This window comes from Novosphingobium sp. JCM 18896 (assembly GCF_025938095.1).
Taxonomy (GTDB): Bacteria; Pseudomonadota; Alphaproteobacteria; order Sphingomonadales; family Sphingomonadaceae; genus Novosphingobium.
On sequence record NZ_JAPCZF010000004.1, the window covers coordinates 85,308 to 105,977 of the forward strand.

Annotated in this window: 26 protein-coding genes; 14 read left to right on the forward strand and 12 right to left on the reverse strand. The window is 67.5% G+C overall.

What is annotated here, in order from left to right:
• Positions 1-251 precede the first annotated feature (251 nt).
• Together OLX23_RS14895 and OLX23_RS14900 are read left to right on the forward strand one after the other, a co-directional pair.
• On the forward strand, positions 252-470 hold the full coding sequence (locus OLX23_RS14895) for a hypothetical protein (protein ID WP_264445806.1): 219 nt from the start codon (positions 252-254) through the stop codon (positions 468-470).
• Between the two features lie 86 nt (positions 471-556).
• Positions 557-1,504, forward strand: a complete 948-nt coding sequence (locus OLX23_RS14900) for a glyoxalase (protein ID WP_264445807.1) — start codon at positions 557-559, stop codon at positions 1,502-1,504.
• Between the two features lie 71 nt (positions 1,505-1,575).
• Here OLX23_RS14900 and OLX23_RS14905 read toward each other — a convergent pair whose 3' ends face one another.
• Both OLX23_RS14905 and OLX23_RS14910 read right to left on the reverse strand, forming a co-directional pair.
• The gene (locus OLX23_RS14905) at positions 1,576-2,418 is read right to left on the reverse strand and encodes a TorF family putative porin (RefSeq protein WP_264445808.1); all 843 of its coding nucleotides are present in this window, start codon (positions 2,416-2,418) and stop codon (positions 1,576-1,578) included.
• 234 nt (positions 2,419-2,652) lie between these two features.
• Positions 2,653-3,255: a TlpA family protein disulfide reductase gene (locus OLX23_RS14910; protein WP_264445809.1), complete on the reverse strand. Its 603-nt coding sequence runs from the start codon at positions 3,253-3,255 to the stop codon at positions 2,653-2,655.
• Between the two features lie 16 nt (positions 3,256-3,271).
• Between OLX23_RS14910 and argH the strand changes: the two genes are divergently transcribed.
• Genes argH through OLX23_RS14930 form a run of 4 tightly spaced genes read left to right on the forward strand, consistent with a single transcriptional unit; the run spans position 3,272 to position 6,940 of the window.
• The gene (gene argH / locus OLX23_RS14915) at positions 3,272-4,645 is read left to right on the forward strand and encodes an argininosuccinate lyase (RefSeq protein ID WP_264446257.1); all 1,374 of its coding nucleotides are present in this window, start codon (positions 3,272-3,274) and stop codon (positions 4,643-4,645) included.
• A gap of 4 nt (positions 4,646-4,649) precedes the next feature.
• Positions 4,650-4,889: a hypothetical protein gene (locus OLX23_RS14920; RefSeq protein ID WP_264445810.1), complete on the forward strand. Its 240-nt coding sequence runs from the start codon at positions 4,650-4,652 to the stop codon at positions 4,887-4,889.
• Between the two features lie 36 nt (positions 4,890-4,925).
• Entirely contained in the window at positions 4,926-6,185 is a 1,260-nt protein-coding gene (gene lysA / locus OLX23_RS14925; RefSeq protein WP_264445811.1) for a diaminopimelate decarboxylase, read from the forward strand.
• Positions 6,182-6,940, forward strand: coding sequence for a bifunctional precorrin-2 dehydrogenase/sirohydrochlorin ferrochelatase (locus OLX23_RS14930; RefSeq protein WP_264445812.1), 759 nt, complete (start codon positions 6,182-6,184; stop codon positions 6,938-6,940). Before lysA ends, OLX23_RS14930 begins: the two co-directional genes overlap by 4 nt.
• 138 nt (positions 6,941-7,078) lie before the next feature.
• Here OLX23_RS14930 and OLX23_RS14935 read toward each other — a convergent pair whose 3' ends face one another.
• Positions 7,079-7,474 (reverse strand): PaaI family thioesterase, encoded by a 396-nt coding sequence (locus OLX23_RS14935; protein WP_264445813.1) that lies wholly within the window; start codon positions 7,472-7,474, stop codon positions 7,079-7,081.
• Positions 7,471-7,938, reverse strand: coding sequence for a PaaI family thioesterase (locus tag OLX23_RS14940; RefSeq protein WP_413629866.1), 468 nt, complete (start codon positions 7,936-7,938; stop codon positions 7,471-7,473). Before OLX23_RS14940 ends, OLX23_RS14935 begins: the two co-directional genes overlap by 4 nt.
• A 118-nt stretch (positions 7,939-8,056) precedes the next feature.
• Between OLX23_RS14940 and OLX23_RS14945 the strand changes: the two genes are divergently transcribed.
• Genes OLX23_RS14945 through OLX23_RS14955 form a run of 3 tightly spaced genes read left to right on the forward strand, consistent with a single transcriptional unit; the run spans position 8,057 to position 10,093 of the window.
• Positions 8,057-8,221, forward strand: a complete 165-nt coding sequence (locus tag OLX23_RS14945) for a hypothetical protein (protein WP_264445814.1) — start codon at positions 8,057-8,059, stop codon at positions 8,219-8,221.
• 10 nt (positions 8,222-8,231) lie between these two features.
• On the forward strand, positions 8,232-9,209 hold the full coding sequence (locus OLX23_RS14950; RefSeq protein ID WP_264445815.1) for a hypothetical protein: 978 nt from the start codon (positions 8,232-8,234) through the stop codon (positions 9,207-9,209).
• The gene (locus tag OLX23_RS14955; protein WP_264445816.1) at positions 9,197-10,093 is read left to right on the forward strand and encodes a transposase; all 897 of its coding nucleotides are present in this window, start codon (positions 9,197-9,199) and stop codon (positions 10,091-10,093) included. The genes OLX23_RS14950 and OLX23_RS14955 overlap by 13 nt, the downstream gene beginning before the upstream one ends.
• Here OLX23_RS14955 and OLX23_RS14960 read toward each other — a convergent pair.
• From OLX23_RS14960 to pyrE, 8 genes are all read right to left on the reverse strand, one after another.
• The gene (locus tag OLX23_RS14960) at positions 10,090-10,332 is read right to left on the reverse strand and encodes a hypothetical protein (protein WP_264445817.1); all 243 of its coding nucleotides are present in this window, start codon (positions 10,330-10,332) and stop codon (positions 10,090-10,092) included. The genes OLX23_RS14955 and OLX23_RS14960 overlap by 4 nt on opposite strands.
• A gap of 44 nt (positions 10,333-10,376) precedes the next feature.
• Positions 10,377-10,844, reverse strand: a complete 468-nt coding sequence (gene ruvX, locus OLX23_RS14965; protein ID WP_264445818.1) for a Holliday junction resolvase RuvX — start codon at positions 10,842-10,844, stop codon at positions 10,377-10,379.
• Positions 10,841-11,968, reverse strand: coding sequence for a DUF3089 domain-containing protein (locus tag OLX23_RS14970; protein WP_264445819.1), 1,128 nt, complete (start codon positions 11,966-11,968; stop codon positions 10,841-10,843). The genes ruvX and OLX23_RS14970 overlap by 4 nt, the downstream gene beginning before the upstream one ends.
• Positions 11,969-11,974: 6 nt before the next feature.
• Positions 11,975-13,051, reverse strand: coding sequence for an AI-2E family transporter (locus OLX23_RS14975; protein ID WP_264446259.1), 1,077 nt, complete (start codon positions 13,049-13,051; stop codon positions 11,975-11,977).
• A gap of 41 nt (positions 13,052-13,092) precedes the next feature.
• Positions 13,093-13,965, reverse strand: coding sequence for a signal peptidase I (lepB, locus tag OLX23_RS14980; protein ID WP_264446260.1), 873 nt, complete (start codon positions 13,963-13,965; stop codon positions 13,093-13,095).
• Positions 13,966-14,039: 74 nt separating this feature from the next.
• Positions 14,040-14,456, reverse strand: coding sequence for a holo-ACP synthase (gene acpS / locus OLX23_RS14985; RefSeq protein ID WP_264445820.1), 417 nt, complete (start codon positions 14,454-14,456; stop codon positions 14,040-14,042).
• Positions 14,453-15,211: a pyridoxine 5'-phosphate synthase gene (locus OLX23_RS14990; RefSeq protein ID WP_264445821.1), complete on the reverse strand. Its 759-nt coding sequence runs from the start codon at positions 15,209-15,211 to the stop codon at positions 14,453-14,455. Before OLX23_RS14990 ends, acpS begins: the two co-directional genes overlap by 4 nt.
• Before the next feature lie 13 nt (positions 15,212-15,224).
• Complete coding sequence (pyrE, locus tag OLX23_RS14995; protein WP_264445822.1) at positions 15,225-15,809, reverse strand: orotate phosphoribosyltransferase; 585 nt, start codon at positions 15,807-15,809, stop codon at positions 15,225-15,227.
• Positions 15,810-16,043: 234 nt separating this feature from the next.
• On the opposite strand from pyrE, the gene coxB reads away from it, so the two are divergent.
• The 5 genes from coxB (at position 16,044) to OLX23_RS15020 (ending at position 20,641) form a co-directional block, all read left to right on the forward strand.
• On the forward strand, positions 16,044-17,126 hold the full coding sequence (gene coxB / locus OLX23_RS15000) for a cytochrome c oxidase subunit II (protein ID WP_264445823.1): 1,083 nt from the start codon (positions 16,044-16,046) through the stop codon (positions 17,124-17,126).
• 24 nt (positions 17,127-17,150) lie between these two features.
• Positions 17,151-18,842, forward strand: coding sequence for a cytochrome c oxidase subunit I (ctaD, locus tag OLX23_RS15005; protein ID WP_264445824.1), 1,692 nt, complete (start codon positions 17,151-17,153; stop codon positions 18,840-18,842).
• Between the two features lie 133 nt (positions 18,843-18,975).
• Complete coding sequence (locus OLX23_RS15010; protein WP_264445825.1) at positions 18,976-19,893, forward strand: heme o synthase; 918 nt, start codon at positions 18,976-18,978, stop codon at positions 19,891-19,893.
• On the forward strand, positions 19,890-20,027 hold the full coding sequence (locus OLX23_RS15015; RefSeq protein WP_264445826.1) for a hypothetical protein: 138 nt from the start codon (positions 19,890-19,892) through the stop codon (positions 20,025-20,027). The genes OLX23_RS15010 and OLX23_RS15015 overlap by 4 nt, the downstream gene beginning before the upstream one ends.
• Positions 20,028-20,032: 5 nt before the next feature.
• The gene (locus OLX23_RS15020) at positions 20,033-20,641 is read left to right on the forward strand and encodes a cytochrome c oxidase assembly protein (RefSeq protein WP_413629868.1); all 609 of its coding nucleotides are present in this window, start codon (positions 20,033-20,035) and stop codon (positions 20,639-20,641) included.
• Positions 20,642-20,670: the final 29 nt, after the last annotated feature.

A 20,670-nucleotide genomic window follows, 5' to 3' on the forward strand; every position in this document is an offset into this window, starting at 1 on the left:
TTTTGGGTGACTACCTAATACGTGGGTATGATAGGCGACCCGGGCGGTTTCCGGCAAACGGGTGGTGATCAGCGAGATCGGACGTTGCCCCCCAACGTTCGACCAGGGGACGCGGGTTATCCCCCCTTCTTCCCACCTGCGTCCCCGCCTTCGCTGATCGTGCGACCCCTTCGGTGATCTTGCGACCAAGGTCTAAGCCCTGTCGCGTATCGTCAAGCGACGGCCGATAGGCGTTCTGTTATCGGGACGGTGTGCCGAAACAAGATTCCATCCGCGCCTGGAACATCGATTTCGCGAACGGGCTGGCTACGTGTGGCGGGGTCGTAATCCGCTTCAGCCGCTGCATCGAGAACGGCACGCGCGTCGCTTTCGTCGAAGGTGCCAACGATAGTCTCGAGCGGCAGTGCGAGCTTGCCGGTGAAGCGCTCGCGGCCATCGAGCGGACGCACCGGCGGACCGGCACCTGGTAACCTCCGGGCGATAGATCGCCGGAGCGCTCGGCAAGCCGCGCCGCCTATGCCATTTCTCCCGTCATAGACAGGGAGAGGATTCGACAATGGTGGCCATTCCGCTCGCCCACATCAGCTGGGCGATCGCCGACAACGCCGATCGCAAGGCCTGCGATCGCTTCTTCATCGACACCTTCGGCGCCGAGATAGCCTACGAGATGCTGATCACGCCCGAGGCCGAGGCGATGGGGCTCGACCGCGAGGAGAGCCTCATGATGATCGGCGACACGATGATCATTCCGATCGCGCCGGCAGGCGCGGGGGCGAAGGAGGGCGCTCCCATCGGCGACATGCTGCGCCGTAGCGCCGCGCCGATGCGTTGGCTGGGCCTGGCGCTCAAGACCGCCGACCTGCCTTCGGCCGATGCCTGGCTCTCCGCGAAGGGCTTCAAGCTGCACTACGATCCGGGGATGGAAGCGCACTACTTCCTGATCGCGCGCTGGCAGGTGCTTGGCGTGCGGATCGAGATCATCAAGCAGGATCTGCCCGACGACCCACGCCGCGATCCCGCATGGACGCCGGCGAAATGGCGCGACGAACATCCGCTCGGCATCGAGGGGCTGCAGTCGATCGGTGTTTCGGCGCCCTCGCTCGATGCCGCGCGCGCGCTCTTCGCCGATCGTCTGGAATGGCCCGAGCTGGGATCGCGCAGCCTGCCGGGCGACCGGGCCTACTGCGCCGCGTTCCACATGGGCGATACGGTGATCGAGGCGATGGTGGGCCAAGGCGAGGATTCGCCCGTCGCGCAGCACGCGCGCGACGTGCAGGGCGTCTATTGCATGACCTTCAAGGTGAAGTCGGCGCAGGCCGCGGCCGACTATCTGCGCGGGAAGGGTCTGAGCCTGGTCGGCGACGTCGAAGATCGCTTCGCCGTCGCGCCGGAACAGGCGCAGGGCCGCTTGATCTATCTGACGGGCAATGACGTACCGGGCTATCCGCCGCTGGGTTCACGCATGCGCGAACCGGCGCATTTTCCTGCGCTCGGCGTGATCTGAGCAAGGCCCAGGACAAACAAAAAGGGGCGCCGGCAAAGCCGACGCCCCTTCCGTGACGATCTGTATTGGGATCAGAACGCGGCGGTCAGCGAAACCAGCACGGTGCTGCCGGCGATCGACGAACCGTCCTTCGTCGACGAGAAGTTCGGCTGCAGGTAGGCCGACTCGGCGTTGCTGATGTCGGTGTCGATCCACGACACGCCCAGGGTCAGCGGACCCCAGGCGGCTTCGCCACCCAGCGACCAGTCGAGGTACTTGCCCGTCGGTGCGACCGAGGTGCCGTTCGGGCCAAGGCCGGGGTTGCCGTCCGAGTAGCCGATGTGCGCCTTCAGCTTGAACGGGGTTTCGGGGATCGCATAGGCCGCATCGCCCCAGATGTAGAGGTTGTCGTCCTTGGCGCCGGCGGTGGTCGGCACGCCCGTGCCGTAAGCGGCACCCGAAGCGTACCAACGGCCGAGCGCTTCCTGCTTCGGCGCATAGGCAACGCCGGCGAGCAGCGAGACCGGACCCTGGGTCGTGCTGAGCTTGACGTAGGGCTCGGCGAAGTCGGTCTTATCGGCGCCGCCCGGATACATGTACCAGGTCAGACCGACGTCGAGCGTCGCACCGCCCAGGTCCATCGCGTAGCCGCCGATCAGGTCGAGTTCGGTGTTCGAACCGCCGAAGGTGCCCCAGCCCGAAAGGTTCGAGGCCCAGGTGCCGACGTAGAGGCCGCTCTCGTGGGTGACGGTGATGCCGCCCTGGATCGCCATGGCCTTGTCGGTCTGCGAGACGCCGCGGAAGCGATAGTCGCTGGCGAGCGTGACGCTACCGGTGACCTTGATGGCGCTTTCGGCTTCGGCGTCCTGTGCAAACGCGGGATTGGCAACAACCAGAGTGGCCGTGGCAAGAGCGGCTGCGATAATCTTTTTCATTGGAACATTCCCTCACGTTGAAGAATGCTCCTCCTGCGTTCCGTCACCTTCGCTCGTTTCGCGCCGCAGGGGCGCAGTGGCGACGTATGTCGGAACGAGGACAGAAATAGGACCGGCGGCCGCGACCATGCAAGTTCGCAGTTGCAGCAAAACTAAATTAGGTGAGTAGTGTGGCGGACTAGCCACATGCCCCGATCGGGGTAAGGCTTGGCGTAGCTATCTCTTTTTGCGAGATTATTTAGCCTCTGCGAGCATCTGGGCGGCTTCCGCGCTCGTCCAGTCGTGGCCGCCGACATAGCGCCATAGTTCCTTGCCCGCCGCGTCGTAGTAGATCGTCGTGGGCAGCGTGGTCACCTCGTAATGCGCCGCGAGATCGTTCTTGGGGTCGAGCCAGGGTTCGAGGTGAGTCGCGCCCTTGCCGGTCAGGAACGACGCGACATTGTTCGCCGTGGTCGGCATGTCCTGCGAGACCGTCAGCACCTTGAGCTCGGCCCCGCGCGTCTCGGCGAGCTTGTCCAGCATGGGCAGTTCGACCACACAGGGCGCGCACCAGGTCGCCCAGAGATTCACCAGCAGCGGCTTGCCCTTGAACGAGGCCAGCTTGGTCTGCTTGCCCGACTGATCGGTGAGCGTGAAGTCGGGCATGTCGCTGCCCTTGTGGCTGCGGTCGATCGTGCCCGAGAGCGTCTCGCCGCCAGCCGGCTTCTCGTCGCCCGCGGCGGCTCCTGCGCTTGCCGAAGCCTGCGGTTGCGCCTTTTCGCCGCTCTCCCTATTGCAGCCCGCGATTGCGACGGTGAGACCGAGGACGGCGATTTTGAGCGAACGGGAAGACAGCAAGGCAGGCTCCAACACCATGTGGGGCGGACGGTTCGCCGAAGGACCGTCGGCGATCATGCGCGAGATAAATGCCTCGATCCCCTTCGACAAGGCACTGTGGCGCCAGGACATCGCCGCCTCGAAGGCGCATGTCGCGATGCTGGGTCAGCAAGGCATCGTCACCGCCGAGGACGCAAAGACGATCGCCGGCGGGCTCGATCAGGTCGCGGCCGAGTACGAAGTCAACGGCGTCCCCGAGAACTGGGACCTCGAAGACATCCACATGACTACCGAGAGCCGGCTGGCCGAACTGATCGGGCCGACCGCGGGGCGCCTGCACACGGCGCGCAGCCGCAACGACCAGGTCGCGACCGATTTCCGCCTCTGGGTGCGCGATGCGATGGACCAGGCCGAAGCCGGCCTGTTCGAACTGCAGAAGGCGCTGGTCATGCGCGCTGGCGAGCATGCCGATTCGATCATGCCCGGCTTCACCCACCTGCAGACCGCGCAGCCGGTGACCTTGGGCCATCACCTGATGGCCTACTACGAGATGACTTCGCGCGATCGCTCGCGCTTCGCCGATGCGCGGGCGCGGATGAACCGTTGCCCGCTCGGCTCCGCGGCGCTGGCCGGCACGGGCTTTCCGATCGACCGCGCGGCGACGGCCGCGGCGCTCGGCTTCGACGGGCCGACCAACAACAGCCTCGATTCGGTGTCGGACCGCGACTTCGCGCTCGACTACCTGATGGCCGCGGCCCAGTGCTCGCTGCACCTGTCGCGGCTGGCCGAGGAGTTCATCATCTGGGCGAGCCAGCCCTTCGGCTTCGTGGCGCTGCCCGACAACCTGTCGACCGGCTCGTCGATCATGCCGCAGAAGAAGAACCCCGATGCGGCCGAGCTCGTGCGCGGCCATTCGGGGCGGATCGTCGGCTGCCTGACCGCGCTGATGATCACGATGAAGGGCCTGCCGCTGGCCTATTCGAAGGACATGCAGGACGACAAGCCGCCGGTGTTCGAGGCCGCGAGCCTGCTCGCGCTGTCGATCGCGGCGATGACGGGCATGGTCGCCGAAACCCGCTTCCGCACCGAGCGCATGCGCGGGGCGGCCGAACTCGGCTATGCCACGGCCACCGACCTGGCCGACTGGCTCGTGCGCCAGGCGAACATCCCGTTCCGCGAGGCGCACCACATCACCGGTGCTGCCGTGAAGCTCGCCGAGAGCCGCGGAGTCGCGCTCGATCAACTGCCTTTGGCCGATCTCCAGGCGATCGATCCGCGCGTCACCGATGCGGTCTATGCGGCGCTGTCGGTCGAGGCTTCGGTCGCCGCCCGCGCCAGCCATGGCGGAACCGCGCCGGACGAGGTAAGGAAGCGCGTTGCCGAGGCGCGTATCGCGCTCGGCCTGGAGTGAACTGATGCGTGTCGTAGCAGCTCTTGTGCTGGTTCTGGCTCTGTCGGCCTGCGGTGTGCGCCGTGATCTCAAACCGGCCGCGGGCAAGGCGCTGCCGCCCGCACCCTATGGCCGCGAGGAACCGCGTTCGGCCAATGCGCTGCTCAAACCGCACGTCCAGGCCGCACCGACCCGCCAGGTCGAACTGCGCCAGCGCTCCGAGGAACGCGCCGACGATCCGTTCGATCTGCCGCCTTCCGACTGACATTCGGCCCCGACGGGCTAGCTCGAGACTTCACACATGGACCATTTTGACCTGAAGAATGGCGTGCTCCACGCCGAGGACGTGCCGCTGCCGGCGATCGCCGCGGCGGTGGGCACGCCCGTCTACGTCTATTCGCGCGCGACCCTGACGCGCCACGCGCGCGTCTTCCGCGATGCGCTCGGCGTGCTGCCGAGCAAGCACATCGCTTTCGCGGTCAAGTCCAACCCCAACCTGGCCGTGCTCAAGCTGCTGGCCAAGGAAGGCTACGGCGCCGACGTCGTCTCGGGCGGCGAGATGGAGCGCGCGCTGGCCGCGGGCATGGCGCCCGAAGGCATCGTCTTCTCGGGCGTGGGCAAGACTCAGGCCGAACTGGTCCGCGGGCTCGAAGCCGGGATCGGCCAGTTCAACCTCGAGAGCGAGGAAGAGGGCGTGGAACTCGCCGCGCTGGCGGCTGAGCGCGGACTGCGCGCGCCGGCGGTGCTGCGCGTCAATCCCGACGTCGATGCGCAGACCCACGGCAAGATCTCGACCGGCAAGGCCGAGAACAAGTTCGGCGTGCCCTATGACAAGGCCGCGGCGATCTTCGGTCGCCTGGCTGCGCTGCCCGGTCTCGATCTGCGCGGTCTGGCCGTGCACATCGGCAGCCAGCTGTCGAACCTCGACCCGATGGAAGCGGCCTTCGCGCGGCTCGGCGATCTGATGCACACGATCCGCGGCGCGGGCCACACGGTCTCGCACATGGACCTCGGCGGCGGCGTCGGCGTGCCCTACAAGGCGGGCGACGTCTTCCCGAGCCCCGAGGACTATGCGGCGATGGTCGCGCGCGTGACGGGCAACTGGGGCGTCACCCTGATGTTCGAGCCGGGCCGCATCATCACCGGCAATTCGGGCGTGCTGCTGACCAAGGTCGTGCGCGTGAAGCCCGGCGTGACCTCGCCCTTCGTGATCGTCGACGCGGCGATGAACGACCTTGCGCGGCCTGCCCTCTACGACGCCTGGCACGATTTCCTTGCGGTCGAACCCAATGGCGAGCGTATGACCGCGCACATCGTCGGCCCGATCTGCGAGAGCTCGGACACCTTCGCCATGAGCCGCGACATCGACGTCGTCTCGCCCGGTGACCTCGCGGTGTTCCGCACCGCCGGTGCCTATGGCGCGACGATGGCCAACACCTACAACAGCCGTCCGCTGGTGGCCGAGGTCATGGTCGACGGCGACAAGTGGGCGATCGTCGCCGAACGTATCGATCCCGCGGCGATCCTGGCCGCCGAACGCGTGCCGGACTGGCTCGAATGATCCCCTCGCTCCCCCTGTTCCACCGCGTGGCCGGCCAGCCGGTGATCGTGCTGGGCGAGGGGGAGGCGGCTGAGGCCAAGCGCCGGCTGGTCGAGCGCGCGGGCGGCGTGGTCGTCGGCGCCGACGATCGCGCGGCGCGGCTGGCCTTCGTTGCCAGCGAGGAGCCCGATGCGGTGGCGGCCGAGCTGCGCGCGCGCGGCGTGCTGGTCAACGTGGTCGATCGGCCCGAGCTCTGCGATTTCACCACGCCTTCTGTGCTCGACCGTTCGCCGGTGTTGATCGCGATCGGCACGGGCGGTGTCTCGGCGGGCTTCGCCAAGGCGCTGCGCCTGCGGCTCGAAGCCGTGCTGCCGCAAGGGCTGGGCCGCCTAGCCGAGAAGCTCGGCGCCGCGCGCGGGGCGATGCGCAAGCGCTGGCCCGATGCCGGCGATCGCCGCCGCGCGCTCGACGATGCGCTGGCCGAGGGCGGCGCGGTCGGGCTGCTGGCCGAGGATGCGGCCGATCGTGTGACACCCTGGCTCGAAGGCGCCGTGACCAACAGCGGCGGCGTGGTCGAGATCCGCCTGCGCAGCGACGATCCCGAGGACCTGACCCTGCGCGAGGCGCGGCTGCTCGGCTCGGCCGACGTGCTGGCTTACGAACGCGGCATCGCCGCGGTGGTGCTCGACCGCGCGCGCGCCGATGCGGTGCGGGTGGTGTTGGAGCTGGGGGAAGAGGCGCCCGAAGCGACCGGGCTGGTCGTGGTGCTGCGCTAATCCTCCCCAGAATGGGGAGGGGGACCATGCGCAGCATGGTGGAGGGGGCCATCGGCCGCCCGCAGCGTTTGTCGAGAGCCCCCTCCACCACGCCGCTGCGCGTCGCGGTCCCCCTCCCCGTTCCGGGGAGGATGAATGCTAGCCCTTCGCCGCCGCGATCATCACATGCATTTCGGCGCGGGCGAGCGGCTTGGCGCGGTCGTCCTGCCAGGCTTCGGCGCTGACGTTGACCAGCCGGCGGCCCTCGCGGATCACGCGGCCCACGGCATAGGTCCGTTTCTGAACGCCGCCACGCATGAACTGGACCGAGACGTTGACCGGCTTGAGCCGGTGCATGTCGATGCCCAGCGCCGAGCGCACGGCGGTGACCGCCGCCATTTCGAGCAGGCCGCTGAGCGCGCCGCCGTGCCAGAAGCCCGGCCGCCCGGCGACGCGCGGGCCATAGTCGCAACCGAGCACGGGCACATCGCCGTCCATGTGGTCGATCGTGCAGCCGAGGCCGAGCGCATAGGGCGGCAGGATGATCGTCGTCATGCCGGCGTCTCCCCGCCGACCAGGATGAAGCTCCCGACGACGTGCGCGACGGGATCGTCGATGCTCTCGTCATAGGCGACGCCGCGGACGAAGGCGAAGCTGCGGGTGATCTTGTAGCACTCGCCGCGGCCGATCACGGTCGCGCCGGGGCGGGCCGGGCGCATGTAGTCGACGCGCAGGTCGACGGTCACCTGCGGCAGGAAGGAGCCGCGCTTCTTCCACACGGCGATGCCCGTGGCATTGTCCATCAGGCTGATGATCGGGCCCGAGGCGAGCACGCCGCTGTCGGCATCGGCGACGATGTCGGCGTGCCAGGGCAGCGCGATCTCGACCCAGTCGGGCCCTTCCGCGTGGCGCTTCATGTCGAGCCAGGCGCTGTGGCCCATGATCTTCATCGCGTCCGCGACCGTAGCGAAATCGAACGGTGCGCCGGGCTCGAAGTTCGAGGATGCCGAGGAGGTCATGGCCTTCGCTCTGCTGGCGCGGAGAGGCGATTACAATGTTTTAATTTAGGTCTGCGGCCCCGCTTGGACACATTCCGGCCGGCGGGGCGATGGGGCTCCGCATGCACAGGGGTCTGCCATGAACCTTCCCAAGATCGACATTTCGTCGCTTCCCGATCTCGACCAGCTCACCGGCCTGTTCGGCAGCCTGGTCGATGCTGCCAAGGTGCAGTCGTCGGACGACACGATCGTCATCCTGATGACCTTCCTCTACGAACTGAACCCCACCCGCGGGCTGTTCTGAGGAAGGCGGGGTGATCGTTCATCCCGATCTGCGCGCGCTGCGGAGCGACGATGCTCCGCAGCGCCAGACGCAGGAGGAGCTCTACCGGGCGGTAGGCGCCTGGCGCGAGACGTCCGAGGTCGCCGCCGTTCTGGCCGGTCTTGCGCGCTATGCCGAGGGAGCCTCGCTGGCCGACTGTGCCGCGCTCGCCGCGCTGTTCGACGAGGCTAGCGACCTGGCGCTGCCGCTGACGCGCGCCTTCGCCGCGGCTGCCGCACAAGGCTTGGCCGCGGCGCCGCTCGGCTATCTGCCGCTGCGCCATTTCAGCGACGGGGTGATCTCCACCCTGCTGCTCGGTCATGCCGGATCGGTGACCCTGTCGCTCGTCGCGGTCGACGGCGCCGGCCTGGCCGCGCGGCCGAGCCCGATCGCGGTCGATTTCCGTCCGAGCGACGTGACCGAACGCGTGCTGGCGGGGGCGGCCGAGGCCGAGCTGATCTCCTGTCGGTCGCTCGGCGATCGTCTGGCGGAGCTGTCGCGCGCACCGCTGGCGCTGTTGCCGGGGCAGGTGATCCGCCGTGACGGCGCCCGAACCGCGATGCTGCTTGGCGAGGTCACGTGTTGTCTCGTTACCCTGCGGCTCCAGCGCCGCCGCGCCGACGACGGGCCGACGCGCGAATATGCGCTGGCCGACGGGCGGCTGCTTCACCAGGCCGCGAGCAATCCGCGCGATAGCCGGCTCGAACTGACCATGGCGCTGCTCGGTCGTATGGGCCGTGCCGATGCCGCGCCGCATATCGCCAACTTGGCGCGCGCGGGCGGCAGCACAGCCATGCGCTGGCAGGCGCTGCGCGAATGCCTGGCGCTCGACACGGCCGAGGGTTTCGCGGCGCTGACCGCGGTCGCGACTTCGCCCGAGGATCCGCTGGCCCCGATTGCCGGAACGCTGCGCGCGCAGCTCGTCGAAACCTATCCCCAGCTCGGAGCGCTCGAACCATGCCCCGCGTGATCGAAGCGGTGGATGCCACCACCGCCAGCCTGCCCGAATGCATCGATGCGCTGATGTCGCGCGGCTTCGAGCCGACTGATGAAGATAGCCTCCAACATGCCGCCGGCCTGCTGCGCCGGCTGGGCAACGATCGGACCTTCCTCGGCGACCTGCTCGTCGCGGAACTCGCGCAAGGCCTGCGCAGCGATGACGGCATGGCCTCCTACGGCCCGCAGGTGGTCATGCTCTCGCCCGCCGGCGCGGCGCCCGACTTCTTCCTGCGCGCCAACATCTGGCCCTCGGCCGACGAACATACGATGCGCGCGAGCGGCGGCGAGACCTTCGTCTACGGCGTGCCGCACGATCACAATTTCGACTTCCTGACGCTCGGCTACTTCGGCCCCGGCTATTGGAGCGACTATTACGAATACGACTATGCCGCGGTCGACGGCTGGCGCGGCGAGGCGGTCGACCTGCGCTTCGTCGAGCGCACGCGGCTCGCCGAAGGCAAGATCATGCACTACCGCGCGCACCGCGACATCCACGCGCAGCTCGCCGCCGATGCGCTCTCGGTATCGATAAATGTCGTCCACACGGGGGCGGCGCAGGGCTGGTTCGATCAGTACCGTTTCGATCTCGACGCCAAGCGCATCACCGGCGTGCTCAACAACGGTGCGAGCGAGGCCTTCGTGCGAATCGCCGTCGGCCTGGGCAGTGAGGAAGCCAAGGATCTGGCGCTGCGCTTCGGCCAAACCCATCCGAGCGACCGCATGCGGCTCGCCGCCTGGAGCGCGCTGGCCTCGGTCGAGGCCGATCGCGATTCGGTCTGGCGGACGGCGGAGACCTGCGGCAGCCGCCTCGTCGCCGCCGAGGCACGGCGCGAGCGGGGCGCTATCGCGGCTTAGGAGGGATCGCCGGGGGCGGCGCTCAGGTCTGCCGCGATCTGCTGTTCGGCCGCGCTCGCTTCCGCGACGAGCATGCGCAGGGCTTCGGCCGTATCCTCGAGAAGACGCGAACTGATCGGTTTCTCACCGTTGGCAAAGCGGCGAAGCGCGCGTTCGTCTATGCCGAGGCGCCGCGAGGCGGCGGTGATACCCCCGAACACCTGGAGGCAATGGGCGAAGAGGTCCTGTCGGTCGTGCATGATGAAACCTTCGTGATGCTGGGGCTGATGGCCAGCCCTCGCGCTTAGAGAATTCCCCCGGCCAGCGCGTCGATCGCGGCCTGGAGGATCACCGCAGCAGCGGCGGAATCGATTCGTGTCGCGCGCTTGGCGCGGCTCATGTCCTGCTCGATCAGTCCGCGCTCGGCGCCGACGGTGGACCAGCGCTCGTCCCACAGCAGGATCGGCAACTCCAGCACCGCCAGGTTGCGGGCATAGGCGCGGCTCGCCTGGCTGCGCGGGCCTTCGCTGCCGTCCATGTTGAGCGGCAGGCCGATGACTACGCCCTTGACCGAGCGCTCGCGAATCAGCTCCGCCAGTAGCGCTTTGTCCGCGCCGAACTTGCCGCGCTTGAGCGTTTTGCCCGGCGAGGCGAAGCGCCAGCCGGCGTCGGCGAAGGCCGTGCCGATCGTCTGCGTGCCGAGGTCGAGCCCGATCAGCGCGCCGCCTCCGGGCAAGGCATCGCGGAACTCGGGGGTTATCGTAGTGATCACTGCGCCGACGCCTTGGACGCAGCCTTGGCCGCGACGCGGCGCGCGACGTCGGCGCGCAGGTTCGCCCAGAACAAGGGGATGTCGTAGACGTGATAGTTGTTGCCGGGGCCGACATAGGGACCGAGGTCGGGTGGCGAGCCGATGTAGAGCAGGCCGTCGCTGCCGCAGCGCGCGGGAACCATCGTGGGCACCAGCCGGCCGGCCTTCTTCTCGAGATCGGGGATCAGGGTACCGAGATTTGCCTTGGCATCGGCGGCTCCGCCCGCGGTCCCCGTCAGCGGATTGCTGCAGAGGAAGGCGCTGTCGCCGACCGGCTTGCCGTCGAGCCCCGGATGCTGGTGATAGGATTCGAGCAGCAGCTTGGTGTCGGCCGGCTCGGCGAAGCTCATCCACGAGACCACGCAGCCGGCGTCCTCCGGCTTGGCGCAGGCGGGCAGGCCCATCGCCGGCAGGTCGTGATCGAGCGAGATCGGCCAACCGATCGCATAGACTGCGGCGATTCTCGCCGCCAAAGGCGTGCCGGCCACGCGGTCGCGCAGCAGGCGCTTGAGGTGCAGCGCGCCCTGGCTGTGCCCGGCGAGGACGATCGGCTCGTCCTTGTCGACGCCGGCAATGAACGTGTCGAAGGCGAGCAGCACGTCGGCATAGGCGGCGTCGAGCGCCTGGCCGGCCTGCGGATCGTCGGTCAGGAAGGCGCCGAAGGCCGCCTGACGATAGCGCGGCGCCCAGAGATCGGCACTGGCGTTGAACGGACTGGCCATGCCGCGCACGAAGGTCTCGGCCAGCTCACGCGCCTTGGTATCGTCGAGCGGGGCGTTCCAGTGCGCCTTTTCGAGATAGGACGTCGGGTGGATGAAGAACACCGCGGCGTGCAGCGGCTGTGCCTCGGGCTTCTGCCCGGGCGGTAGCCAGCGCGCGGGATCCTGCGCGCCCAGGCCGGGGCGGGCGATCCACATCTTCGGATCGTCGTAGACGTTCGCGGCCAGCGCGGCTTGCGGTGTGAACTTCGCGGTCGGCACGAAGGCCAGCTTGGTCAGGCTGTCGGACCACAGCACCAGCGCCACCGCGCCGCCGAGCAGCAGGACCACGAAAGCGGCCATGACGTAGAGAAACTTGCGTGCCATCGTCGGTTATTCAGCCCCTTCGGCTTCGAGGCGGGCGGCGCCGCGCTCGAGCCAGATCTTGATCATCGCCACCATCGGATCGGCCAGGATAAGGCCGATGATGCCGAACAGCACGCCCATGACGAGCTGCGCGCCGAGCACCAGGGCCGGCGCCAGGTCGACCGTGCGGCGCGCCACCATCGGCACGATGACATTGCCGTCGACCGTCTGCACCACGACATAGACGACGATGCAGTAGATGCCCATGTTCACGCCTCCCGAGAAGCCCACGAGGATCATCAGCAGGCCCGAAAGCGGCGCGCCGATGTTGGGCAGGAAGGCGAGGAGGCCGGTCAGCAGGCCGAGCAGCGCGGCCATCGGCACGCCATAGGCGGTCAGCAGCAGCCAGGTGCAGACGCCCTCGAGCCCCATGCCGAGCAGGCGCCCGGCCATCAGCCGGCGCAGCGAGCGGCCCATGAGCTGCGCCGTGCCCTCGAAATAGTCGCGGCGGTCGGCGGGCATCATCCAGGCGACGCCGCGGCGGTAAAGCTGCGGCTCGACCGCGAAATAGATGCCCAGCACGATGATCAGGATCGTCGTGCCGACCGCGCCGATCAGCCCGCCGACCGCGGCGGTGAGCTGGCCGACGCCGCCGATCGCCTTCTCGACGAAGCCCTGGACGTCGCGCGCCTCGATCGCGAAGCCGCGCTCGGACAGCCAGTGGATCACGCGCAGCGCCTGGGCCTCGACCGTGGCGGGCAGGGCGGCGGCCTGGGCGGCGATCTGGCTGCCGGCGAAATAGGCGGTCCAGACGAGGAAGGCGCCGACCACCACCAGAACGATCGCCACGCGCCAGCCGCGCCGGATCGGCAGGACCTTTTCGAGCAGCCGCGCGCCGCCGTCGACCATCGCGGCGAAGACCATGCCGGCGAAGATGATCAGCAGCGGCTGGGCCAGCAGCACGACCAGCGCGAACAGCGCGGCCATGCCGATCCAGACGAAGGCGCGCTTGGCTTCCTCGCGCAGCAGCGGATCGGCGATGTCGGTCGGCCCGACGCGCTGCGAGCGCGGTCGCTTGCGCTTGGGCGGGGCCGCCTTGACCACCGTGCTCGTGACGAGATCGGCTTTGGGCGGCTCCGCGTCGGTCACGGCTTGTCCGTCGCAGCGGCCTTGGGTTCGACCGCGGGGCGCAGTGTCGACCAGGCCCGATCCCCGCGCAGCGAGGACCACCAGGACAGCGGGTTCCAGCTTTCGCTGCCGTCGAGCGAGAAGGTGATGAATTCGGCGCGGCCGCCGATGTTCGACAGCGGCACGGGGCCGCCGAGGCCGTTCTCTTCGATCGGGGCGCGGCTGTCGGCCGAATGGTCGCGGTTGTCGCCCATCAGGAAGACGTGGCCTGCGGGCACGGTTATCTCGGGCATGTGATCGAGCGTCTGATCGACGTGATCGATGATCTTGTAGGTCGCGCCGTTGGGCAGCGTCTCGCGCAGGGTCGGCAGTTCGCAATAGTCGATGCCCGACTGTTCGCGGACCTTGAGGCCGGGGAAGGTCATCTCGTCGCAGGGCTGGTTGATATCGACCTTGACCAAGGTCGGCGGCTCGATCTCCTGCGAGATGGGCTTGCCGTTGAGCACGATCTGGCCGTTGACCACGGCGATGCGATCGCCGGGGAGGGCGACCACGCGCTTGATCAGGTCTTCCTTGCGGTTCTTGGGCACGACGATGACGATGTCGCCATATTCGGGCGTGCCGCCCATCACGCGCCAGGTGCCGCGCGGGAGCAGGTGGAACGACATCGACGACCAGTTCCAGCCGAACGGATACTTGCTGACCACCAGCCGGTCGCCGACCAGCAGGTTGGGCATCATCGAGATCGAGGGGATGTAGAACGGCTTGGCGATCAGGCTGTGGAAGCCGAGCACCGCCAGCAGCATCAGCGCGAGCCCGCGCAGTTCGCCGAACCAATCGACCCTATCCGACTTCGGCTGGTCGGACTTGGGCGGGCTCGCCGGCGGCATTTGCGACGCGGCGGCTTGGCGATCTTCGGCTTCCATGCGCTCCAGTTCTTCGATGTTCTTGTCCGGCTCTTCGTTCATGGCCGGTTCTCTTCGAGCTTGCGGGCCTCGATCACGACGAAGGCCTGGGCCCAGGGGTGATCGTCGGTCAGCGTCAGGTGGACCACGGCTTCGTGTCCCGCCGGGGTCAGCGCGGCGAGTCGCGCCGCGGCGCCGCCGGTGAGTGCCAGGGTCGGCGCGCCGTTCTTGGCGTTGACCACGCCGATGTCCTTGAGGAACACGCCTTCGGCGATGCCCGTGCCGACGGCCTTGGCGAAGGCTTCCTTGGCGGCGAATCGCTTGGCCAGGGTGCCGGCGCGGGTGAACGGGCGTTCGCTGGCCCGCGCGCGTTCAATGTCGGTGAAAGCGCGCTGCTCGAACCGATCGCCGAAGCGGTCGAGCGATTTCTGGATACGCTCGATGCTGCAGAGGTCGGAACCGATCGCGACGATCATCGGGCATCGTCCATCAACTGGCGCATGCGCCGGATGCTTTGCTCGAGGCCGCAGAAGATCGCCTCGCCGATCAGGTAGTGGCCGATGTTGAGTTCCGCCAACTGCGGAATCGCCGCGATCGGTTGGACGTTCTCGTAGGTCAGGCCATGCCCGGCGTGCGGTTCGATGCCGTTCTTGGCGGCGAGCGCGGCCATGTCGGCGATACGCCGGAGCTCGACCGCGCGGGCTTCGCCCCCACCTTCTTCCAGGCAGGCATGGGCATATTCGCCCGTGTGCAGTTCGACCACCGGCGCGCCGAGCCGCATCGCGGCTTCGATCTGGCGCGCGTCGGGGGCGATGAACAGGCTGACGCTAATCCCGGCATCGAGCAGCCGTCCGACGACCGGGGCGAGGTGATTGTGCATGCCCGCGGCGTCGAGCCCACCTTCGGTCGTGCGCTCCTCGCGGCGCTCGGGGACGATGCAGGCGGCGTGCGGCTTGTGGCGCAGCGCGATCGCCAGCATTTCCTCGGTCGCGGCCATTTCCAGGTTCAGCGGCAGGCCCGTGGCGTCCTGGATCCGCGCGAGATCATCATCGCGGATGTGGCGGCGATCCTCGCGCAGGTGCGCGGTGATGCCGTCGCCGCCGACCGCGGCGACGATCTCCGCCGCGCGCACCGGATCGGGATGATCACCGCCGCGCGCGTTACGGATCGTCGCGACGTGATCGATGTTCACGCCGAGGCGAAGTTTCGCGGGGCGGATCAGTTCGCTCATCGTCTTCGCTGCCTTATGCTTCCGCGCGGCTGCCGGGCTTGATTGCGGGCGTTGCCGCAAGCTCGGGCGGCAGTTCGTCGGCGGCATAGGTCGGGAAGTTGATCGCGATCAGCGGATAGAAGGGCACGCCCAGGTCCACGCTGCCGGCCGAACGGTCGATCAGCGCTGCCGCGGCGATCACTTCGCCGCCGGCTGCCTCGATGGCCTTGATCGCCTCGCGCGAGGACAGGCCCGTCGTCACCACGTCTTCCACCATCAGCACCTTGTCGCCGGGATTGAGCGCAAAGCCACGGCGCAGCTCGAAAGTTCCCGTAGGACGTTCGACGAACATCGCCTCGACGCCGAGTGCGCGGCCCATTTCGTGGCCGATGATGACGCCGCCCATGGCGGGCGAGACAACCTTGTTGATCTCCTTGCGCAGCTCGCGCGGGATCCGGCCGGCGACGGCGATGGCCAGCCGCGAGGCACGGTCCGGGTCCATCAGGACGCGCGCGCACTGGAGGTAATGGGCGCTGTGACGGCCCGACGAGAGCAGGAAATGGCCCTCCAAGAGCGCCTTGCTGGCGCGGAACTCGGCGAGAACCTCTTCGTCCTGCATGGGTGGTGTCGTCCTTCTATATATAGAGTGTCGCGAGAGCCGCGGCACGCGTGATTGCGGTGGCGCGCCGCGTAACGGCGCAGCAGGTTGGGTAAAAATTCCCCTAGAAGCGCTTGAGGCTGCCCGCAAGCGCGCGTATAGGCCGCGCCGAATGGGGTTCCTTCCCCATGGCTCCCGACAGGCGAGAGGGGGGCAATTCTCTCGCCGGTGATCGAAAGCGAAAGCAAGAACACGATGAAATTCGGCGAACACGCACGGGCCGCGAGCCGCAAGATTCAGGCTCTCGGACTCACCCTTGTCCTGTCGGCCGCGCCGCAGGCTGTCCTCGCGGCGGCGCCCGCCGCGGCGGCTTCGGCGGCCGCTCCTGCGGCTGGCTCCTACGTTCCGATGAAGCCCACCGAGGGCGTCGGCATGCCGGTCGACGGCGCGATCCACCTGCAGGACCAGTACTCGCCGCTCGGCGAATACGGCCACTGGATCCACAACGACGTGCTGATGCCGATCATCACGATCATCACGATCGTGGTGCTCGCGCTGCTGATCTGGGTGATGATCCGCTTCAACCGCAAGGCCAACCCGGTTGCCTCGAAGACCAGCCACAACACGCTGATCGAAGTGATCTGGACGCTGGTCCCGGTTCTCGTGCTCGTCGGCATCGCGGTTCCCTCGATCGACCTTCTCGCCAAGCAGTTCAAGCCGGCCCCGGCCAAGGCGCTGACGATCAAGGCCACCGGCAACCAGTGGTTCTGGACCTACACCTACCCCGACAACGGCGGCTTCGAAGTCGTCTCGAACATGCTGAACATCCCCGGCGCGCCGGTGATCAACAACGGCGTGCGCGAAGTCGGTTCGCAGCCCTGGGATGGTCCTTCGCACCTCGAAGTCGACAACCGCCTGGTCGTGCCGGTGGGTGAGCCGATCCGCATGCAGGTCACCGCTGCCGACGTGATCCACGCCTTCGCCGTGCCTTCGCTGTGGTTCAAGATCGACGGCGTGCCCGGCCGCATCAACGAGAAGGTGCTCTTCGTCGAGAAGCCCGGCGTCTACTACGGCCAGTGCTCCGAGCTTTGCGGCGCGCGTCACGGTTACATGCCGATCGCGCTCGAGGCTCTGCCGCGCGACAAGTTCAACGCCTGGGTGCTGACCCAGTCGGGCGGCGTGATCGACGGTCAGCCGGCACCTGCCGCGGCCGCCGCTCCGGCCGAAGCCGCCGCTGCCCCGGCTGCTGCCGCTTCCGCCGCTCCGGCCGCCGCTGCCTCCGAGGCCGCACCTGCCGCCGCCGCTACCGCTTCCGCATCGCCGGCCCCCAAGGCCTGAGCTTTCCGATAGGGTTATCCGATTATGGCTACCACCGCCCCTGAGGCCTTCCAGGCGCACGGCGATCATCACGATCACGACCACGCGCACGACCATCCGGGCTTTTTCGCCCGCTGGTTCATGTCCACCAACCACAAGGACATCGGTACGATGTACCTGATCTTCGCGATCGTCGCGGGGATCATCGGTGGTGCGATTTCGGGCATGATGCGCATCGAGCTGGCAGAGCCCGGCATCCAGTATCTCGGGACTTTCGCCAGCATGCTCGGCGAAAAGAACCCCTCGTTCGACCAGTCGCTCCACCTGTGGAACGTGCTGATCACCGCCCACGGCCTGATCATGGTGTTCTTCATGGTCATGCCGGCGATGATCGGCGGCTTCGGTAACTGGTTCGTGCCGCTGATGATCGGCGCGCCGGACATGGCCTTCCCGCGCATGAACAACATCTCGTTCTGGCTGACCGTCGCGGGCTTCATCTCGCTGATGATCTCGCCGTTCGTGCCGGGCGGCACGGGTAACGGCGCCGGCACAGGCTGGACCGTCTACGCCCCGCTGTCGACCAGCGGTTCGGCAGGCCCGGCCGTCGACTTCGCGATCTTCTCGCTCCACCTTTCGGGCGCTGGCTCGATCCTCGGCGCGACCAACTTCATCACCACCATCTTCAACATGCGCGCGCCGGGCATGACCCTGCACAAGATGCCGCTGTTCGTCTGGTCGGTGCTGGTCACCGCCTTCCTGCTGCTGCTGGCCCTTCCGGTCCTCGCTGCGGCGATCACCATGCTCATCACCGACCGCAACTTCGGCACCACCTTCTTCGATCCGTCGGGCGGTGGCGATCCGGTCCTCTACCAGCACCTGTTCTGGTTCTTCGGCCACCCCGAAGTGTACATCATGATTCTGCCGGGCTTCGGCATCATCAGCCAGATCGTCTCGACCTTCTCGAAGAAGCCGGTGTTCGGCTACCTCGGCATGGCCTACGCCATGGTCGCGATCGGCGTCGTCGGCTTCATCGTGTGGGCGCACCACATGTACACCACCGGCATGTCGGTTAACACGAAGATGTACTTCACCGCGGCGACCATGGTCATCGCCGTTCCCACCGGTATCAAGATCTTCTCGTGGATCGCGACGATGTGGGGCGGTTCGCTGAGCTTCAAGTCGCCGATGGTCTGGTCGATCGGTCAGATCTTCCTGTTCACGGTCGGTGGCGTGACCGGCGTGGTCCTCGCCAACGGCGGCGTCGACGACGTGCTGCACGACACCTACTACGTGGTGGCGCACTTCCACTACGTGCTGTCGATGGGCGCGGTCTTCGCGCTCTTCGCCGGGTTCTACTACTGGTTCCCGAAGATGAGCGGCCGCATGCACAGCGAGTTCCTCGCGCACCTGCACTTCTGGGTGTTCTTCGCGGGCGTGAACGTGCTGTTCTTCCCGATGCACTTCCTGGGCCTGCAGGGCATGCCGCGTCGTTATCCCGACTATGCGGAAGCCTATGCCCACTGGAACCACGTGGCTTCGGCCTGGGGTTACTCGATCATGGCCGCGGGCATGCTGATCTTCTTCGTGAACATCATCTACTCGCTGCTGGCCGGCAAGAAGGCCGCAGACAACTACTGGGGCGAGGGCGCCACGACGCTCGAGTGGACTCTGTCGAGCCCGCCGCCGTTCCACCAGTTCGAGACGCTGCCCGTCATCGACGACAAGGCACACCACTAAGCCGCTTCCCGCGAGGGACGCGACACGAAGGGGCCGGCGGAGCGATCCGCCGGCCCTTTTGCTTTTCGCCATTCGGCGCAGATCGCGCGGTTTGGCTTTGCTCCGCGCCGATACCGGGCCTATAGGCGCCGCCATGACCACCACCACCGCGCAAGCTCTGCCCGCCGAGTGGCGCGATTTCTTCGCGCTGACCAAGCCGCGGGTGATGAGCCTCGTGATCTTCACCGGCCTCTGCGGCCTGCTCGCCGCGCCCGACCACATCAACCCGGTGCTCGGCTTCACCGCGATCCTCTGCATCGCCGTGGGCGCGGGCGGCGCCGCCGCGCTCAACCAGTGGTGGGAAGCCGACATCGACGCCGGCATGAAGCGCACCGCCGCGCGGCCGCTGCCCGCGGGCCGCATGGACCGCACTTCGGCGCGCGACTTCGGAATCGGCCTGTCGGTTGGCTCGGTCCTGCTGATGGGCCTGGCGATCGGCTGGCTGGCCGCGGCGATCCTGGCGCTGTCGATCGTCTACTACGCGGTGATCTACACGATCTGGCTCAAGCCGCGCACGCCGCAGAACATCGTCATCGGTGGTGGCGCCGGCGCCTTCCCGCCGCTGATCGGTTGGGTCGCGGCGACGGGCGACATCACCGCGATGCCGGTGCTGCTCTTCGCGATCATCTTCTTCTGGACCCCGCCGCATTTCTGGGCGCTCGCGCTGTTCGTGAAGACCGACTACGCCAAGGTCGGCATTCCGATGATGCCCGTGGTCGCGGGCGAGACTTCGACTCGCCGCCAGATCCTGGCCTATGCCGTGCTGTTGCTGCCGCTGTCGGCACTGCCGTGGTTCATCGGCGGCACGGGGGCGGTCTACGGCGTCTCGGCGCTGGTCCTGTCCACCGGGTTCCTGCTGCTGTCGCTGCGCGTCGGCCTGCGCCAGCGCGCCTCTGAGGACGATACGATGAAGCCCGAGAAGCAGTTGTTCGGCTATTCGATCGTCTATCTCTTCGCGCTGTTCGCGGCGCTTGTCGCGGACCACTGGCTGGTCCAGGGAGCCATCGCATGAACCAAGTCGATCGTAACCCCGATCCCGAAGCCGAACGGATGCGTATCATCCGCGGCCGCAACCGCGTGTTCGGCGTGCTGCTGATCGGCTTCGCGGTGCTGATTTTCGCGATCTCGATCGCCAAGATGGCCTGAAGCCGATGGCCGTGGATCAAGCCGTCCTGCAGCGCCGCAACCGCCGGGTCGGCATGACCATGGCGGGCGTCGTACTCGCGATGCTCGGCCTGGGCTACGCCTCGGTGCCGCTCTACCGCATGTTCTGCCAGGTCACGGGCTTCGGCGGCACGACGATGCGCGTCAGCGAGGCGCAGGCGGCGACCGTGGTCTCGACCAACAAGGACATCCGCATCCGCTTCGACGCCAATGTCGAACGCGGCATGCCCTGGCAGTTCAAGCCGGTCCAGGCGGTCGATACGGTCGCGGTCGGCGTGCGCGACATGGCGATCTACACGGCCAAGAACACGTCCAACCATACGATCACCGGCACGGCCAGCTTCAACGTCGAGCCCGAGCAGGCGGGGCGCTATTTCAGCAAGATCCAGTGCTTCTGTTTCACCGAGCAGACCTTGAAGCCCGGCGAGGAAGTGCGCATGCCGGTGATCTACTATGTCGACCCCAAGATCCTCGACGATCCGGACAACAAGGACGTCGACGAGATCACCTTGAGCTACACTTTCCACGTGACCGCGGAAGAGAAGGCGACGGATGCCGGTGCGAAGGCACTGGACCGCGCCGGAACGGGCGGTTAAGGGCCTTCCGAAATCCATCACGGGCGGTC